The following is a 16,179-nucleotide window of genomic DNA, read 5'->3' as shown; positions in this document are numbered from 1 at the left end:
TCCTGGGTCAAGCTGATCTGCCCAGGGTAAGTCGGGACCTAAGGCGAGGCCGACAGGCGTAGTCGATGGATAACCGGTTGATATTCCGGTACCCGCTGTGAAGCGTCAAACATCGAGCCCATTAATGCTAAGGCCGTGAAGCTGTTCCGGACCCTTCGGGGAAAGGAAAGTGGTGGAGCCGCCAGCCCAAGGTGGTAGTAGGTGAGTGATGGGGTGACGCAGGAAGGTAGTCCAGCCCGGGCGGTGGTTGTCCCGGGGTAAGGGTGTAGCCCGTCATCTAGGCAAATCCGGATGACATGAGGGTGAGACCTGATGCCGAGCCGATTGTGGTGAAGTGGATGATCCTATGCTGTCGAGAAAAGCCTCTAGCGAGTTTCATGGCGGCCCGTACCCTAAACCGACTCAGGTGGTCAGGTAGAGAATACCGAGGCGTTCGGGTGAACTATGGTTAAGGAACTCGGCAAAATGCCCCCGTAACTTCGGGAGAAGGGGGGCCATCACCGGTGATGAGTCTTGCACTCTGAGCTGGGGGTGGCCGCAGAGACCAGCGAGAAGCGACTGTTTACTAAAAACACAGGTCCGTGCGAAGCCGTAAGGCGATGTATACGGACTGACGCCTGCCCGGTGCTGGAACGTTAAGGGGACCGGTTAGTGCACTTTCGGGTGTGCGAAGCTGAGAACTTAAGCGCCAGTAAACGGCGGTGGTAACTATAACCATCCTAAGGTAGCGAAATTCCTTGTCGGGTAAGTTCCGACCTGCACGAATGGCGTAACGACTTCTCGACTGTCTCAACCATAGGCCCGGTGAAATTGCACTACGAGTAAAGATGCTCGTTTCGCGCAGAAGGACGGAAAGACCCCGGGACCTTTACTACAGTTTGATATTGGTGTTCGGTTCGGCTTGTGTAGGATAGGTGGGAGACTGTGAAGCATGCACGCCAGTGTGTGGAGTCGCCGTTGAAATACCACTCTGGTCGTGCTGGATGTCTAACCTCGGTCCGTGATCCGGATCAGGGACAGTGTCTGATGGGTAGTTTAACTGGGGCGGTTGCCTCCCAAAGAGTAACGGAGGCGCCCAAAGGTTCCCTCAGCCTGGTTGGTAATCAGGTGTTGAGTGTAAGTGCACAAGGGAGCTTGACTGTGAGACCGACGGGTCGAGCAGGGACGAAAGTCGGGACTAGTGATCCGGCGGTGGCTTGTGGAAGCGCCGTCGCTCAACGGATAAAAGGTACCCCGGGATAACAGGCTGATCTTCCCAAGAGTCCATATCGACGGGATGGTTTGGCACCTCGATGTCGGCTCGTCGCATCCTGGGGCTGGAGTCGGTCCCAAGGGTTGGGCTGTTCGCCCATTAAAGCGGTACGCGAGCTGGGTTTAGAACGTCGTGAGACAGTTCGGTCCCTATCCTCTGTGCGCGTAGGAATATTGAGAAGGGCTGTCCCTAGTACGAGAGGACCGGGACGGACGAACCTCTGGTGTGCCAGTTGTCCTGCCAAGGGCATGGCTGGTTGGCTACGTTCGGAAAGGATAACCGCTGAAAGCATCTAAGCGGGAAGCCTGCTTCGAGATGAGTATTCCACCCCTTTGAGGGTTAAGGCTCCCAGTAGACGACTGGGTTGATAGGCCAGATCTGGAAGCCCGGTAACGGGTGGAGGTGACTGGTACTAATAGGCCGAGGGCTTGTCCTCAGTTGCTCGCGTCCACTGTGTTGGTTCTGAAACCACGAACAACCCCATGTGTGGTCACGCATGGTGCGGTTGACAGTTTCATAGTGTTTCGGTGGTCATAGCGTGAGGGAAACGCCCGGTTACATTCCGAACCCGGAAGCTAAGCCTCACAGCGCCGATGGTACTGCAGGGGGGACCCTGTGGGAGAGTAGGACGCCGCCGAACTAATTTTGATAAAAGCCTCAGTCCCCGGACAATGTCCGGGGACTGAGGCTTTTTTGCGTTTGCCCCCCTGCTGTTTCCTTAAAGACGGCCTGCGGCTTTGAGGGAAAGGTAGGCGTCTGCCAGGGCGGGGGCCAAGTCATTTGGGGTCGCGTCCACGACTGTGACTCCGCGGCGTGTGAGTTGCTCCGCCGTATGCCGGCGTTCCGACTGGGACTGGGCGGCTGCTGCCGCTTCGTATACAGCCTCCACTGTTCCGCGGCCGGTCGTCATCTTTTCGATGTGCGGGTCGGCTACTGATGCGACCAAGACCTTGTGGCGCTTCGTGAGTCGAGAAAGCACGGGAAGCAGGCCTTCTTCGACGGGAGCCTTGTCGAGGCTGGTGAGCAACACGATCAGGGAACTGCGTGGCGCCGTGCGCAGGGCCGTCGATGTCAGGCCTCGTGCGTCCGTCTCGATGAGTTCGGGCTCCAGGGTCGCCAAGGCGTTGACCAGGGAGGGCAGGACGTCACCCGCTGACCGGCCTTGAACCAGGGCTCGTACTCGACGGTCGTACGCGAGGAGGTCCACGCGGTCGCCGGCGCGGGAAGCCAGGGCGGCGAGGAGCAGGGCGGCGTCCATGGAGGCGTCGAGGCGCGGGGTGTCGCCGACGCGGCCGGCTGAGGTCCGGCCGGTGTCGAGCACCACGAGGATGTGCCGGTCGCGTTCCGGACGCCAGGTGCGGATCGCGACGGTGGACCGGCGGGCCGTGGCTCGCCAGTCGATGGAGCGGGTGTCGTCGCCGGGTACGTAGTCGCGGAGGCTGTCGAACTCGGTGCCCTGGCCGCGTGTCAGGACGCTGGTGCGGCCGTCGAGTTCGCGCAGGCGGGCCAGTTTGGAGGGGAGGTGCTTTCGGCTGGCGAAGGGCGGCAGGACTCGTACGGTCCAGGGGACTCTGTGGGTGCCCTGGCGGGCGAAGAGGCGCAGGGGGCCGTACGAGCGGATGGTCACGCGGTCCGAGTGGTGGTCGCCGCGGCGGGTGGGGCGCAGGCGCGTCGTGAGCCGACGGCGTTCGCCGGGCGGGATCGTCAGGTGGTGGCGGGAGGCGGCCGTCTCGGTGCCGCGCTGCCAGCTGCTGGGCGGCCAGGCGTCGCGGAGGTCGGCGCGCAGGGGGCGGCCGGAGGGGTTGGTGACGGTGACCTCGACATCGGCGGTTTCTCCGAGGCGTACGGAGGTTTCGCCGGAGCGGGTCAGGCCGAGGCGGCGTACCGGCGCGGCCAGGGCGAAGTCGCAGGCGCAGGCCAGGGCCAGCGGGGTGTTGACGGCGAGGATGCCGGTCCAGCTGGGGTCCCAGAGGCCCACGGGGAGGGTGCCCAGGGCTGCCAGGAGGGCGGCGCGTCCGGTCAGGGCCATCAGCGGGGGACCGGGACGTGGGCGAGGATCGCGTTGATCACGGCGTCCGCCGTGACGCCTTCCATCTCGGCCTCCGGGCGGAGCTGGACGCGGTGGCGGAGTGTGGGGAGCGCCAGGGCTTTGACGTCGTCGGGGATGACGTAGTCGCGGCCGGTGAGCCAGGCCCAGGCGCGTGCGGTGGAGAGCAGCGCCGTGGCGCCTCGGGGGGAGACGCCCAGGGTGAGGGAGGGCGATTCGCGCGTGGCGCGGCATACGTCGACCACGTAGGCGGTGATCTCGGGGGAGATGGAGGTCTTGGCGACCGCGGCACGGGCGGCTTCGAGATCGGTGGGGCCCGCTACGGGGCGTACGCCGACGGCGCGCAGGTCGCGGGGGTTGAAGCCCTCGGCGTGGCGGGTGAGGACGTCGATCTCGTCCTGGCGGGAGGGGAGAGGGACCGTCAGCTTGAGGAGGAAGCGGTCCAGTTGGGCCTCGGGGAGGGGATAGGTGCCCTCGTACTCGACGGGGTTCTGGGTGGCCGCCACCAGGAAGGGCTCGGGGAGCGGGCGGGGCGTGCCGTCCACCGTGACCTGGCGTTCCTCCATTGCTTCGAGGAGGGAGGACTGGGTCTTGGGCGGGGTGCGGTTGATCTCGTCGGCGAGGAGGAGGTTCGTGAAGACCGGGCCGGGCTGGAAGGAGAACTCCGTGGTGCGGGCGTCGTAGACAAGGGAGCCCGTGACGTCGCTCGGCATGAGGTCGGGGGTGAACTGGACGCGTTTGGTGTCGAGTTCGAGACTCGCGGCGAGGGCTCGGACAAGCAGTGTCTTGGCCACGCCGGGGACGCCTTCCAGCAGGACATGGCCGCGGCAGAGGAGGGCGACGACGAGGCCGGTGACGGCGGGGTCTTGGCCGACCACGGCCTTGGAGATCTCGGCGCGCAGGGCTTCGAGGGAAGCGCGCGAGCTTCGGGGATCTCCGGTGGGCCCGTTGTCAGTGGTCGGGTCCATCATGAGTGGCGTACCTCTCTTTCGAGGGCGTCGAGTTGGTCGGCTAGGGCGATGAGCGCTGCGTCGTTGCCCGGGGGCGGCCCGAAGAGGAGGAGGTGCGGGTCTTGGCCGGGGGAGCGAAGTCTCGTGGACAGGGCGGGGATCAGGGTCTCGGGCGCGTGCGCCTGGGACGGGGGGACGCCGACGAGGGGGGCGAGGCGGTTGCGGGCGGCGGTGCGCAGGGCGGTGGCGGCGCGGTCGCGGGCGTTCGCCCTGCGATAGAGGCGGGCACGGCCCTCGACTGTCTCTGAGGCGCGGATGACCACGGGGAGACGTTCGGCTACGAGGGGGCCGAGGCGGCGGGCGCGCCACAGGGCGGCGAGCACGGCGGCGACGGCGAGTTGCAGCGTGCCCCATCGCCAGCCCGAGGGGATGAGGTCGAAGAAGCTGCGGCGCTCGGAGTCGGTTGCCGCTTGGTCGTCGGAGAGTGAGGGGAGGTACCAGACCAAGTGGGGGCGGGAGCCCAGGAGGTGCAGGGCGAGCGAGGCGTTGCCCTGCTTGTCGAGGCGGTCGTTGTAAAGGATGTCGGGGGCGCCGAGGACGACGGTGTCGCCTTTTCCGCGGGGGGCGGGGAGATGCAGAAGGCTGGGCAGGCCGGCGCTGAGGTAACAGGCCTCGGCGTCGGGAGCGAGGGTGTCGTAGCGGATGCCGCCCATGTCGGCGGTGCCGGCTCGTCGGGCGGCCGGGAGCGAGCAGGACGGGGAGAGCGCCGAGTCCGTGCTGGGGGTGGCGTCCGCGGTGACCCCTGGGGCGAGGTCGCCGACCGACGGGGTGCCGGGGGCGACGAGGACGGTGCGGCCCCCGGAGTCCTTGGCGACCGCGCGGAGGCGGGAGCGCTGGCCGTCGGTGAGCAGGTCGGGGTTGGCCACCAGGAGGGTGGTGTCGGTGCCGGCCGCGGAGCGGGCTTGTTCGGTGGTGGTCACCACACGGGTGGACACCCCTCGGTCGGCGAGGAGTTCGGCCACGGCGCGGCTGCCCTGAGGGTCGGCGGAGCGGGGGTCCAGGCGGCCGTGTTGGGCGCCGGTCCGGAGCGCGGCGATGGCGACGGCCGCCGCGAGCAGGACGACCACGGCGAGGGTGATGCCCCGGGAGCGGGTCCACAGCTGTCCGGGCGTCGGGGATACCGAAGTCGAGAGGGGCGGCGTGTCGGGCCGGCGCGTGGGGGAGGGCGGCGTGGGCTGGGGGGTCTTGCCCGGGCGGGGGGAGCCGGTCACTCGGCGGCTCCCTGGTGGCTGCTGCTGGGGGTGGTGTGGGCGGTGCTGGTCAGGACCGGTTTGGTGCGTTCCAGGTCGCGGTCGAGCTCGGCCAGGCGGAGGTATGCGGCTTCGTCCGCTGTGCGGCCGCCGTATGTGACGTCGTCGAAGTCGTGGGCGGCGGCGCGGAGTCGGCCGGTATGGGCGGGGAGGGTCCGGCCTGCCTCCGCCGCGGCTTCGTCGGCGGTGCGGCCGGGGCGGGGGTCCAGGAGCGCGCGTTCCTCCAGGGCGCGGACGACGGCACGCATGCGTTCCTGGACGGCTTGGTTCCAGTGGGCCTGGGCGGCGTGGGCCTCGGAGGCCGCGCGGTGCTCGGCGGCGCTGCGGGGGCGGTCGTCGAAGAGGGCCGGCGCCGATGCCAGGGTGCGCTGCGGGGTGCCCAGGCGCCACCAGAGGGCGACGCCCAGCAGTACTACGGCCAGGACGATGACGAGGAGTCCGAACCCGCCGCCGGGGGTGGCGCCCGCGGCGGCGGAGAACAGGTCGTCGACCCAGTCCCAGAAGCTGTTCAGGGCGCGCTGGAGGAGGCTGGGGTCGTGCTCGTGGTACATCGGCTTGGAGAGTTCGCGCTCGGCCGCCTCACGTGCCGGGTCGCGCGAGATCGTCACCGGTGGGTCGTCACCGGTCGGCGGCAGGAGCGGTGCCGCCCCGAACCCCACCATGAGCACTGCCCCCGCCGCGGTCACCGCATCAGCTCCCCGGCGTACCGGGCGGGTTGGACCCCTGGCCGGGGATACCGGCGGCGCGGGTGAGTTCGAGGTCGAGGGCCTCGCGCCGGATCCGCTGGTCGATGTAGAGGAGCACGGTGACCCCGGCCGTGATCGGGAACGTCAGCATGGAGCCGATCACCGATCCGACGCCGCTGACGATCAGGAATGTCCAGCCCAGGTCGCCGGAGCCGTTGAGGAAGCCGCTCACCCCTTCGCCGCTGAGCGCGCCGGCGAGGAAGGTGAACGGGATGACGATGATCGACGCCACGACGTTCGCGATGATCGCGGCGAGCAGCTGGATGCCGAAGACCCGCCACCAGGAGCCGTGGACCAGCTTGGCGGAGCGGGTCAGGGACTTCTTGACGCCCTGCTTCTCCAGCATGAGCGCGGGGGACGCGAGCGAGAAGCGGATCACGATCCAGATGGCGGCGATGCTCGCGGCGAGTCCGCCGAGTACGGCGAGGCTCGCGCCCGCGTCGGACGCGCCCCCCACCGCGACCAGGACGCCGGGCAGGATGCCGACGGCGATGACCGCGGCGCCGATGAGCGGGATGAGCAGGGTGAGGCCGAACAGCTTCGCCAGCCGGGGGCGGGAGTCGCGCCAGGCCTCGGTGATGGTCACCGGCTTGCCGAGCACCGCGCGGCTGGTGACCATCGTCAGCAGAGCCGTGGCGACGATCGTGCCGAGCAGGGTGATCACGAGGACCACTCCGGAGTTCAGCATGGTGTCGCCCAGGGCGCGGGTCAGCTCGCCGACGGTCGCGCTCGGGTCGTTGAGGGCATCGGTGTCCACGGACTCGTTCAGGACGAGCCCCTGAAGGAGGACGATGACGATTTCGGTGAGCACGGCCACGGTCAGGGAGATACCGAGGACGGTGCGCCAGTGGGTGCGCATCGTCGACACCGCGCCGTCGAGGATCTCGCCGATGCCGAGCGGGCGCAGCGGGATGACGCCGGGCTTGGCGGCGGGCGGCGGGCCCTGCCAGGCGCCCCAGCCGCGGTAGCCGCCGGGGCCGCCTGGGCCGCCGGGTCCCGGGGCTGGGCCGGGTGGTCCGCCCCAGCCCCAGCCGCCGCCCTGACTGGGCGGAGGGGGCGGCGGAGGCGGGGTCCGGCCGGGGTCCGAGAGGCCGGGCGGGGACCATTGGGCGGGCGGCGGCTGCTCCTTGGACCACTTGGACGGGCCGCCCTGGCGGCCGGCGTCCGCGGGCTCTGGGGCGTCCGGCTTGCCGGAGTCCTGTCCGTCGGAGGGGGCAGATCCGGGCGAAGCCCAGCCCGGAGTGTCGTTCATCGTCGCTCCTTCACGGTGCCCGTCCGCGGGTGCGGCGGCAGGTTGCCAGCCATCGTGCCACGGGGCACCGGCCGAGTGACCGGGTGCCGTAGAGGCAGGACACCTTCAATTGTCCGCCGGGTACGGGGCAGACTGGACGGATGGCTGATCAGTACGCGCAATCCAGCGAGGACATACGGCCGACCGGGATCCCGGCGATCCCCGCTATCCGTTGGGACGAGCCACCCGAAGGCCCCGTACTGGTCCTCCTCGACCAGACCAGGCTGCCGGGCGAGGAGAGCGAGCTGGTGTGCACCGACGCACAGGCTCTGGTGGAGGCGATTCGTACGCTCGCGGTGCGCGGGGCACCGCTCCTGGGCATCGCGGGGGCGTACGGCGTCGCGCTCGCCGCAGCCCGTGGGTTCGACGTGGACGAGGCGGCGGACTCGCTGGCGGGGGCGCGGCCCACCGCGGTCAACCTCGCGTACGGCGCGCGTCGGGCTCAGGCGGCGTACCGCACCGCGGTGGTGGACGGTGCGGGTCCCGAGCGGGCGGCCGGTGCCGCGCTTGAGGCGGCGCGGGCGCTGCACGCCGAGGACGCCAGGGCCAGCGCCAAGATGGCGGCGCACGGCCTGGCCCTGCTCGAGGAGCTGCTGCCCGGCGGTGGACACCGCATCCTGACGCACTGCAACACGGGGGCGCTGGTGTCCGGCGGGGAGGGCACGGCGTTCGCGGTGGCGCTCAAGTCCCATCGGGCGGGAAGTCTGCGCAGGCTGTGGGTGGACGAGACGCGGCCGCTGTTGCAGGGGGCAAGGCTCACCGCGTACGAGGCGGCGCGGAACGGTATGGCGTACACGCTGCTCACGGACAACGCGGCGGGGTCGCTCTTCGCGGCCGGGGAGGTGGACGCCGTGCTCATCGGCGCCGACCGCATCGCGGCCGACGGGTCGGTGGCGAACAAGGTGGGGAGCTATCCGCTCGCGGTGCTCGCCCGGTATCACCACGTGCCGTTCATCGTGGTGGCGCCGGTGACAACCGTGGACCTCGACACCCCGGACGGGGCGTCCATCGAGGTGGAGCAGCGGGCCAGTCATGAGGTCACGGAGGTCACGGCGCCGCATGTGCCGGTGCTCGGGATGGAGGCGGGGGGCGGTATCCCGGTGGCGCCTCTGGGGACGCAGGCGTACAACCCCGCGTTCGATGTGACGCCGCCGGAATTGGTGACGGCGATCGTGACGGAGGAGGGGGTGCTGTCGCCGGTGACGGCCGAGGGGGTCGCCGGACTGTGTGCCGAGTCCCGGGGCGGTCGAGTGCCTATTGACTGAGGCGGGTGCTCTGCGGCTGAGGCTGCGGGGTCGGGGATGAGGCCGGTGGGTGGTGCCGGCGGGCCGGGGCGGGGGGTGTCGTATGCGCGTGCCCCCGGTCCGGCTCCGGATCTGGGCTGAGGTGCTGGCGGTGTCCGGGTGGCCTGTACGGTGCAGCCGACGGAGGGGGAGCGGGGCGGGGGAGTGGGATCGGGGCCGGGACGACGACTCCGCGTATCTCCGGTCTCCGGGCATTCGAAGAGTGCTGTCAGTCGTCTCGGAGTGACGTGTCATGGGTGTCACCGCTCGGTGTCCGTTACCGCTGGGGGTCGGCGGTGGCCGCTGGGGATCACCGCAGACAGTGATGGCCCGATACGACTATCGTCACAGGTCAGTGACCTCTCTCACCAGCAGCCCAGTCACTGTTACGAGAATGGGATGATGTCAGGCATGAAGGGACGAGTCCTTGTCGTCGACGACGACACCGCACTGGCCGAGATGCTCGGGATTGTGCTGCGTGGTGAAGGTTTTGAGCCGTCGTTCGTAGCTGATGGCGACAAGGCGCTGGCCGCTTTCCGGGAGGCGAAGCCGGATCTTGTGCTGCTCGATTTGATGCTGCCCGGACGCGACGGCATCGAGGTGTGCCGCCTGATCAGGGCGGAGTCCGGGGTGCCGATCGTCATGCTCACCGCCAAGAGCGACACCGTGGATGTGGTGGTCGGTCTGGAGTCGGGAGCCGACGACTACATCGTCAAGCCGTTCAAGCCGAAGGAGCTCGTGGCCCGGATCAGGGCGCGGCTGCGGAGGTCGGAGGAGCCCGCGCCGGAGCAGCTGGCCATAGGTGACCTGGTCATCGATGTGGCAGGGCACTCCGTGAAGCGGGACGGGCAGTCGATCGCGCTGACGCCGCTGGAGTTCGATCTGCTGGTGGCGCTGGCGCGCAAGCCGTGGCAGGTGTTCACGCGTGAGGTGCTCCTGGAGCAGGTCTGGGGCTACCGGCACGCGGCGGACACCCGGCTGGTGAACGTGCACGTCCAGCGGCTGCGTTCCAAGGTCGAGCGGGACCCGGAGCGACCGGAGATCGTGGTGACCGTCCGAGGTGTCGGTTACAAGGCCGGACCGAGCTGACGTGTCCCGGGACAGTTCCTCCACGGCGTCCGGGGATCCGGGGGCTCGCTCGGGGCGGACTGGACCGGCGCGGCGCGCGTCCCGGTTCGGGCGGCTCGTCGACGGCGGGCTGCTGTTGCAGGGCGGCGTCCAAGGCAGCCCTGTGCTGCGTCTCTTCGTGCGCTGGGTGCGGCGGCCGCTGCTGCCCGCCGTGCGGTTGTGGCGGCGCAACATCCAGTTGAAGGTCGTGGTCACGACCTTGCTGATGTCGCTCGGCGTGGTCCTCATGCTGGGCTTCGCCGTCATGAGTTCGGTGAACAACGGCCTGCTCAAGGCCAAGGTGAAGGCGTCGCAGAGCCAGGCCGACGGAGGTTTCCGGGCGGCGCAGGACAGTGTCAACGCCGCGCGGCAGAGTACCGAGCAGGGTCAGGGGCAGGACGGCGGTGCCCTCGACGGGCGGAACGCCGCCGTGTGGATGTCGGACCTCGTCGAGCAGCTCTCCAGCGGCGGTCAGAACGCGTTCGCCGTGGTGACCCTTACGTCCACGAGCGACGCGGGGAGCGTGCGTGGTTCGCGGGCCTCGGGTGGCGTGGAGCCCATTCTGAGCGTGCCGGAGGAGCTGCGCGGCCGGGTCGACAAGGGCACGGAGGTCCTCCAGGCCAATACGCGCATCGTCTACGACGACGGACGTGAGCCGCAGCCGGGCCTGGTGATCGGCAAGCGGCTCAACGACCTCAACGGCGATCCGTACCAGCTCTACTACCTCTTCCCGCTGACGCAGGAGGAGGAGTCGCTCAACTTCGTCAGGACCACCCTCGCGACCGCCGGGCTCTTCGTCGTGGTGCTCCTGGGTGCCATCGCCTGGTTGGTGGTGCGCCAGGTGGTCACGCCCGTGCGCATGGCGGCGGGCATCGCCGAGCGGTTGTCCGCCGGGCGCCTTCAGGAACGTATGAAGGTGACCGGAGAGGACGACATCGCGCGCCTCGGTGAGGCCTTCAACAAGATGGCGCAGAACCTCCAGCTGAAGATCCAGCAGTTGGAGGAGCTGTCGCGGATGCAGCGGCGGTTCGTGTCCGACGTCTCGCACGAGCTGCGCACTCCGCTCACGACGGTGCGGATGGCCGCCGACGTCATCCATGAGGCGCGGGTGGACTTCGATCCGGTGACCGCGCGGTCGGCGGAGCTGCTCGCCGACCAGCTGGACCGGTTCGAGTCGCTGCTCGCGGACCTGCTGGAGATCAGCCGCTTCGACGCGGGGGCGGCGGCGCTGGAGGCGGAGGCGATAGATCTCCGTGAGGTCGTCCGCAGGGTCGTCGGCGGTGCGGAGATGCTCGCGGAGCGCAAGGGAACGCACATACGGGTCGTCGGGGACCAGCAGCCGGTGGTCGCCGAGGCCGATGCCCGGCGGGTGGAGCGGGTGCTGCGCAACCTCGTGGTCAACGCCGTGGAGCACGGTGAGGGCAAGGATGTCGTGGTGCGGCTCGCCGCCGCCGGTGGCGCGGTGGCCGTCGCGGTGCGGGACTACGGAGTGGGGCTCAAGCCCGGCGAGGCGACCCGGGTGTTCAGCCGCTTCTGGCGGGCGGACCCGGCACGCGCGCGTACGACGGGTGGTACGGGGCTCGGCCTCTCCATCGCCCTGGAGGACGCGCGGCTGCACGGCGGCTGGCTCCAGGCGTGGGGTGAGCCGGGGGGCGGCTCACAGTTCAGGCTTACGTTGCCGAGGACGGCGGACGAGCCGCTTCGGGGGTCGCCGATCCCCCTGGAGCCGGACGACTCCCGGCGTCACCGCGGGCTGAACGACGCGGGGCTGCCGGTCGGCGGCGGGAACAAGCTGGCGACGGTGCCCGCGCAGATGTCCGCGGGGTCCGAGAGGGTGCCGCCGCCCGTGCCGGCGAAGGGGCCGATAGCGCCGCGGCTGGCGCAGGCCGGGGCCGTGGATCCGGCGGCGTTGCCGGGCAGCGGGTCGCGGGTCGTGTCGCGCCGGCCGCTGGACGAGGAGCCGGAGAGTGACGTGGCGCTGCGTGGCGACGAGGTGCCGGGGGCCGGGCAGCCGGGCCCGGAGGCGCACACCCGGAGCGGGCCGCAGGCGCGGCTTTCGGAGGACGGGCACCCATCGGCGCGGGTCGAGTCAGCGGCTGGGGCGGAGGCTGGGTCTGCGGCTGAGCCGGTGGCTGGGGCGAGGGCCGGTTCGGAGGTCCGTCCAGAGGCGCGTTCCCGGGCAGGTTCAAAGGCGCGCCCGGAGGGCCGTTCGGAGGCCGGATCGGCGAGGGAAGGGGAGAGCACTCGTGGGCGCTGACCGGGAGGGACGCGGCCGTCGTGCGCGCCGTGGGCGTCCGCTGCGTACCGGACTGCTGCTGGGCGGGTGCGGGGCCCTCCTGGCCGGCTGCGCCTCGATGCCCGACAGCGGGAACCTGAAGACCGTCGACGCCTCGCAGCGGCCGGACTCGCAGTCACAGGTCCGGGTCTACGCGATGCCGCCGCGCGAGGGCGCGCGGCCCGTGGAGATCGTGCAGGGCTTCCTTGAGGCGCTGACCAGTGATGATCCGCAGTTCGCGATGGCCCGCAAGTATCTGACGAAGAGCGCGTCGAAGGCGTGGGAACCGGAAGCGTCCACGACCGTCCTGGCGGACGGCCCGAACACGGACGCGGGCAACGCCGGGAACGAGGTGGACGGCAGCCGCCGCTTCTCCCTGACGGGCCAGCAGGTCGCCACGGTCGACAGGCAGCACGCGTACCGGCCCCAAGAGGCGACCTACAGCCAGTCCGTGCACCTGAGCCTGGTGGGCGGCCCGGGCCGCAAGGAGTGGCGCATCGACAGGCCGCCGCCGGGCGTGGTGCTCGGCGAATCGGACTTCCAGCGCATCTACCGGTCCGTCAACAAGTACTACTACGCCGGGCCGTCGGGGGCGGGCGCGAGCGGCCGGGCGGGGCTCGTCGCCGATCCCATCTACATACGTCAGCGGATCGACCCGATGACGCAGACGGTGAAGGCGCTCCTGGAAGGGCCGACCAACTGGCTCGACCAGGTGGTCGATTCGAGGTTCGACAGCGGTACGCGGCTCAAGGACCCCGGCAAGTCGCTGACGCCGGACGACCAGAACCGGCTGACCGTGCAGCTCAACAGCCGGGCCGACGGCGCCAGCCAGACGCGGTGCCGGGAGATGGCGGCGCAACTGCTCTTCACGCTGCAGGACCTGACGCCTTCGGGGGTCGAGCAGGTGACGTTGCAGCGGTCCAACGGTTCGATGCTCTGCGTCCTGAGCCAGAGCCATGCCGAGAGTGTCGCGGTGCACCGCAATGCGGAGCGGCCCGGCTACCAGTACTTCATCGACGAGAAGCACCGGCTGGTGCGGATGCCGGCCAACGCCGGGAGCACCGCCGCCCCGGAGCCGGTGAACGGCATCCTGGGCACGGGGGACCAGCAGCTGCGCTCGGCGGCGGTCTCCCGGGACGAGAAGCGTGCGGCCGGGGTGTCGCGCGACGGGAAGTCGCTGTACACGGCGTCGCTGTTCGTGGAGGACACGCTCGGCAAGGCGCAGGTGCGCAGCAGGGCGAAGGCGGAGGAGGACCGTCTCTCCACGCCCAGTTGGGACGGCAGGGGTGACCTGTGGGTGGCCGACCGCGACCCGAAGCGGCCGCGGCTGCTCTGGCTCGACCAGGGCGAGGGCGAACCGGTCGAGGTCGAGGTGCCCGGTCTCGACGGGCGCATCGAGGCGGTGCGGGTGTCGGCCGACGGGGTCCGTATCGCGCTGCTGGTGAAGAAGGACGACAAGACGTCTCTGTGGATCGGCCGGGTCGAGCGGGGCGAGCGGGGCGAGCGGGGTGTGCAGGGCGAGCGGGAGCAGCCGCGGATCTCGGTGCTCGACCCCACCCAGGCGGCCCCGCGCATGGAGGAGGTCACCGCCATGTCGTGGGCGGGCGGCAGCCGCCTCGTGGTGGTCGGGCGCGAGTCCGGCGGGGTGCAGCAGATGCGGTACGTGCAGTGCGACGGCTCGGTGCTCTCGGGCACCACGCTGCCGGGGCTGACGGGCGTCAAGGAGATCGCGGCGTCCGAGAGCGAGCAGCAGCCGCTGGTGGCGCACTCGGACGACGGGATCGTGCGGCTGCCGACGGGTTCGCAGTGGCAGGCGGTGGTGAAGGAGGGGTCGTCCCCGGTCTATCCGGGGTGAGGCCGGGTCCCCTGCGGGCACCAGACCGTCGGTCTACGCCTCCCCACCGGTGACCTGGGGCGATGGCACGGGTCACGGCGCCGGGACCGGTTGTCCACAGGGGGTTTTCCACAGGGGTGGCCGCGCTGCCCGTGGCTTGGCACAGTGGGGGCATGCGGGGGTGGTGGCAGGACCTCACCGACCTGGTGCTGCCGGCCGAGTGCGGAGGCTGCGGGCGGCCTCGGGCGACGCTCTGTGCCGCGTGCCGGGCAGCCCTGTGCGGAAGCGCGCCACGCCGGGTGCGGCCGGTGCCCGAGCCGCCGGGGCTGCCGGTGGTGCATGCGGCGGCGCCGTACGAGGACGCGGTGCGGGCCGTGCTGCTCGCGCACAAGGAGCGGGGCGCCCTGGGGCTCGCCGGGCCGCTGGGGGCGGCGCTCGCCGAAGCCGTGCGTGCCGGTCTGCGGGGCGGGACGCCGGAAACGCCGCAGTGGGGTGATACGCGGGCCCGATCGTGGGTAGACGGCACACACGGCGGATCACAGGGGCGCACGGTGCCGTTGTCGCTCGTCCCCGTTCCGTCGTCGCGTGCCTCTGTGCGGGCGCGTGGTCAGGACCCGGCGCGGCGGATCGCGCTCGCCGCCGCGGGTGAGCTGCGGCGAGCGGGGATCCCGGCGCGGGTGCTCGCGGTGCTGCGTCAACGGCGTGCGGTGGCCGATCAGTCGGGGCTCGACTCCCGGCAGCGGCAGGCCAACCTGGCAGGCGCCCTGGAGGTGACCGCCGGGGGCGGCCGACTGCTGGCGGGAGCGGGCGCGGGCCGGATCGTGGTCGTGGACGACCTCATGACCACCGGCGCGTCGATGGTGGAGGCCGTGCGCGCGATACATGACGTAGACATGCAAGAGAAGACCCGCTCGGAGGCTGTGCGGGGCCGGGGAACGGATGCTGTGCGAAGGCGGCTATTGGGCCGCGAGAACGCGATCAGCGCGGCCGTTGTCGCCGCCCCACCGGATTCTTTCGAAATAAACCGGAACTGATGGAGAACTTGCGTCGTTGCAGGTGATGAGAGGGTTGATAGACCTGAATGGAGGTACGTCGCAGTAGAGGGTGACGACATCCGCCCGGGCGAGATATGTTCGGTTGTGAGGAATGGCGAACGCCGCGCCTCGCATATCGGAATTGAGGTTTTCCACAATCACCCGGGCCGGTGGGGTGGAGATCTTGCCCTCGGGGGAGGAGGAGGTGGAAGTCACCGAGTCCGAGGCTCCGGGAGTCACCGGGGTCTGGTGCAAAAGGGAGATGCTCCGCCACCGAAGCGGAGTGATCCGGGAACGGAGTTCTGCGTGGACATCGTCGTCAAGGGCCGCAAGACCGAGGTGCCCGAGCGGTTCCGCAAGCACGTGGCCGAGAAGCTGAAGCTGGACAAGATCCAGAGGCTCGACGGCAAGGTGATCAGCCTCGACGTCGAGGTGTCCAAGGAGACCAACCCGCGGCAGGCCGACCGTTCCGACCGCGTGGAGATCACTCTCCGCGGCCGTGGGCCCGTGATCCGCGCGGAAGCCTCGGCCGCCGATCCGTACGCGGCGCTCGACCTGGCCACGGCCAAGCTCGACGCCAGCCTGCGCAAGCAGCACGAGAAGCGCCACAACCGGCGCGGCACCGGCAGGCTCTCCGCCGCCGAGGTCGCCGAGCGAGTGCCGGACGCGGCGTACCTCAACGGAGACGGCACCATCGCGCGTGACGAAGAGCGCGACGGCGTACCGGTCAAGAAGATCGGCTCGCTGGAGATCCAGGGCGAAGGCCCCCTCGTGGTCCGCGAAAAGACGCACGTCGCGGCGCCCATGTCGCTCGACCAGGCCCTCTACGAGATGGAACTGGTCGGACACGACTTCTACTTGTTCGTCGACTCCGAATCCAAGGAACCGAGCGTCGTCTACCGGAGGCACGCCTACGACTACGGCGTCATCCGCCTCAACACCGACCCCATGGTCGCCAACGCCGAGACGGGTGGCGCGGGCGGGGCTCTCGGCGGCTGAGCGCCCGCCGGTCCCCCCCCGACCGCCGTAATGGTGCCCCTGGAGCGCGTG

General features: G+C 70.0%; 11 protein-coding genes and 2 rRNA genes (1 of these 13 only partly in view). 8 read left to right on the top strand and 5 right to left on the bottom strand.

Features of this window, described 5'->3' with window-relative positions; all coding sequences use genetic code 11:
- Positions 1 to 1,688: ribosomal RNA gene (locus KKZ08_RS15250) — 23S ribosomal RNA — on the top strand (it extends 1,418 nt beyond the left edge of the window).
- 87 nt (positions 1,689 to 1,775) lie between these two features.
- Positions 1,776 to 1,892, top strand: a 5S ribosomal RNA gene (rrf, locus tag KKZ08_RS15245).
- Positions 1,893 to 1,970: 78 nt separating this feature from the next.
- Here the strand turns inward: rrf and KKZ08_RS15240 are convergent.
- The 5 genes from KKZ08_RS15240 to KKZ08_RS15220 form a co-directional block, all read right to left on the bottom strand.
- Positions 1,971 to 3,281 (bottom strand): DUF58 domain-containing protein, encoded by a 1,311-nt coding sequence (locus KKZ08_RS15240; protein WP_223774965.1) that lies wholly within the window; start codon positions 3,279 to 3,281, stop codon positions 1,971 to 1,973.
- Positions 3,281 to 4,267 (bottom strand): MoxR family ATPase, encoded by a 987-nt coding sequence (locus KKZ08_RS15235; protein WP_223774964.1) that lies wholly within the window; start codon positions 4,265 to 4,267, stop codon positions 3,281 to 3,283. Before KKZ08_RS15235 ends, KKZ08_RS15240 begins: the two co-directional genes overlap by 1 nt.
- A complete protein-coding gene (locus tag KKZ08_RS15230) occupies positions 4,267 to 5,409 on the bottom strand; it encodes a DUF4350 domain-containing protein (protein WP_223779065.1) in 1,143 nt (380 codons plus the stop codon). The genes KKZ08_RS15235 and KKZ08_RS15230 overlap by 1 nt, the downstream gene beginning before the upstream one ends.
- A gap of 107 nt (positions 5,410 to 5,516) precedes the next feature.
- Positions 5,517 to 6,221, bottom strand: a complete 705-nt coding sequence (locus tag KKZ08_RS15225; RefSeq protein ID WP_223779064.1) for a DUF4129 domain-containing protein — start codon at positions 6,219 to 6,221, stop codon at positions 5,517 to 5,519.
- 28 nt (positions 6,222 to 6,249) lie between these two features.
- Complete coding sequence (locus KKZ08_RS15220) at positions 6,250 to 7,557, bottom strand: glycerophosphoryl diester phosphodiesterase membrane domain-containing protein (RefSeq protein ID WP_223774963.1); 1,308 nt, start codon at positions 7,555 to 7,557, stop codon at positions 6,250 to 6,252.
- A 140-nt stretch (positions 7,558 to 7,697) separates the two neighbouring features.
- Between KKZ08_RS15220 and mtnA the strand changes: the two genes are divergently transcribed.
- From mtnA to raiA, 6 genes are all read left to right on the top strand, one after another.
- The gene (gene mtnA, locus KKZ08_RS15215) at positions 7,698 to 8,861 is read left to right on the top strand and encodes an S-methyl-5-thioribose-1-phosphate isomerase (protein ID WP_223774962.1); all 1,164 of its coding nucleotides are present in this window, start codon (positions 7,698 to 7,700) and stop codon (positions 8,859 to 8,861) included.
- Between the two features lie 417 nt (positions 8,862 to 9,278).
- Entirely contained in the window at positions 9,279 to 9,968 is a 690-nt protein-coding gene (mtrA, locus tag KKZ08_RS15210; protein ID WP_189176211.1) for a two-component system response regulator MtrA, read from the top strand.
- A gap of 1 nt (position 9,969) precedes the next feature.
- A complete protein-coding gene (mtrB, locus tag KKZ08_RS15205; RefSeq protein WP_223774961.1) occupies positions 9,970 to 12,243 on the top strand; it encodes an MtrAB system histidine kinase MtrB in 2,274 nt (757 codons plus the stop codon).
- Positions 12,233 to 14,116, top strand: a complete 1,884-nt coding sequence (locus KKZ08_RS15200) for an LpqB family beta-propeller domain-containing protein (RefSeq protein WP_223774960.1) — start codon at positions 12,233 to 12,235, stop codon at positions 14,114 to 14,116. The genes mtrB and KKZ08_RS15200 overlap by 11 nt, the downstream gene beginning before the upstream one ends.
- A 152-nt stretch (positions 14,117 to 14,268) precedes the next feature.
- Complete coding sequence (locus KKZ08_RS15195; protein WP_223774959.1) at positions 14,269 to 15,129, top strand: ComF family protein; 861 nt, start codon at positions 14,269 to 14,271, stop codon at positions 15,127 to 15,129.
- Positions 15,130 to 15,378: 249 nt separating this feature from the next.
- Positions 15,379 to 16,128, top strand: coding sequence for a ribosome-associated translation inhibitor RaiA (raiA, locus tag KKZ08_RS15190; RefSeq protein ID WP_223774958.1), 750 nt, complete (start codon positions 15,379 to 15,381; stop codon positions 16,126 to 16,128).
- Positions 16,129 to 16,179: the final 51 nt, after the last annotated feature.

The sequence above is a fragment of the Streptomyces sp. 135 genome (assembly GCF_020026305.1).
Taxonomy (GTDB): Bacteria; Actinomycetota; Actinomycetes; order Streptomycetales; family Streptomycetaceae; genus Streptomyces.
The sequence above is the reverse complement of the archived record's forward strand: the minus strand, read 5'-3'. Positions and strand labels throughout refer to the sequence as shown.